Source organism: Clostridia bacterium (assembly GCA_035561135.1).
In the GTDB taxonomy this organism is placed as follows: Bacteria; Acidobacteriota; Terriglobia; order Terriglobales; family Acidobacteriaceae; genus DATMYA01.
This window is the reverse complement of sequence record DATMYA010000093.1, coordinates 1-1,500: the sequence shown is the minus strand read 5'-3', so window position 1 is coordinate 1,500 and position 1,500 is coordinate 1. Positions and strand designations below refer to the sequence as shown.

At 59.7% G+C, this 1,500-nt stretch carries 2 protein-coding genes; one reads left to right on the top strand and one right to left on the bottom strand.

The features are described from left to right. On the top strand, positions 1-301 hold a 301-nt coding region (locus VN622_18415), incomplete at its 5' end, for an alpha/beta hydrolase (GenBank protein ID HWR37840.1). A 237-nt stretch (positions 302-538) separates the two neighbouring features. On the opposite strand, the gene VN622_18410 is transcribed toward VN622_18415, so the two are convergent. Continuing rightward, positions 539-1,018, bottom strand: coding sequence for a hypothetical protein (locus tag VN622_18410; protein HWR37839.1), 480 nt, complete (start codon positions 1,016-1,018; stop codon positions 539-541). Between the last annotated feature and the right edge of the window lie 482 nt (positions 1,019-1,500).

Sequence of the window (1,500 nt, the reverse complement as noted above, 5' to 3'; positions counted from 1 at the left end):
GTTCATCCGCGGTCTGGCCCAGGAAGACTGGGATCGTACACCGAATCCATTGACTCCGTTCAATCACGCATGTCTTCGGGATCCTACAGGCTGGACCGACCGGCTTGACGAGATCCACGCACCCGCCCTGATTGTTCATGGGACAGAGGACCCCGTGCTTCCGTACGCGCATGGGCTTGCCCTGAATGCTGCGCTGCGAAATTCCCGTCTGCGCACACTTCCCGGTGCCGGCCACGAATTGCACCCCCTGGATTGGCCCGTCATTATCGACGCTATCGTGGAGCATACTGCGAGCGCTTGAGGATGCGCCTCACTGTGACCGGACTCCTCGAAGGTTCGTCCTATCAAGCGTCTGCAAAGTCCAGTTACCAGTAAAGTGTCGTTGCGAGTGGATTGCCGGCAAACCGGAAATTGCGCCGGATTGGGAACGAAAAGTCGGCTTAGCGACGGCCACCCCTGCGTCCGGGGAACGATGGCCTTCGGTAGGAGACAGGACATCGAGGCGAGGCTGGCGCGTGCCATGGCACACCGCCGCAATCTATCGATTCGAGAGCTTTGCGGACCATTGTCCGCTTCGGACAATGCCCGCGACTTTTCCGCGTACGACCTTCGACTCGGTCCACTTGCCCTGGGTCAGAGCTTTGCCGTCATCGGAAAGAACGGCGGTGTACACGTTCACTGCCGGGTACGTGTTTCCAAACGTAACCGTGCGCGTGTCGGGATTCCACTCGCATGGCTCCTCCACACCTTTGGTCCCCTTGCTCGGGTCGCTTGACTCCACTTCGAGAATGCAGAGCGAATGGTACTTATTCGCTTCGAACCGAGCCGGGTCCAGCTTCTCAATCTTGAGAGTGCCGGACCAGGCCAGTCCGGTGTTGTCTTTGCCGGTAAACTCCCACTTTCCCAGGTGTGGGCCGCCCTTGGCCAAGGCCTGGTCAGCAACCGGGGCAGGAACACCGATGGCAAGGCTTACCGCCGTGATGGTCAGGAGGGTGATGGCCATTCTACTTGTGGACATGACTTTGCCTATCCGCCATGGTATCCAAAGCAGATGTGAATTGCGACATCGGCTCGCCTCGGTTCTACCCACCCGCATGGAACTGTCTTTCGGCGTTCGTATGATGCTAACGGCCTATGTAGGTTCCCGAAGGCGTTCCCGTTCGTCGGCCACGCCGAACTTCTGCCGGATTAGTCCCGGGAAGTGGGCCAGTCGCCTAGGGTCAAGTTTCCATGGCCTACATACACGGTAGCCGTCCGAAGGCGCCCCCGCACCGGCCAGGTCTGGTCAGCCAGCAACGGGAGAAGTGCTGCAAGCCCCGGGAATGCGCCCCATATCGATGTGAAACGCACAACCCACACCTGCGGCGCACAATCCGCCGCCGGTCGTTCGGGATATACTTGCGGAACTTGGAGGGTACAACGATGTCATCAGCAGCATCCACTCCGCTGGACGCAGCAGAGCAAGTGATCCGGGCCATGGACGCCGCTTTCGTGCGCAAC

Excerpts from the sequence above, each read along its gene's own strand:
- VN622_18410 (HWR37839.1), bottom strand. The coding sequence starts at position 1,018 with ATGTCCACAAGTAGAATGGCCATCACCCTCCTGACCATCACGGCGGTA.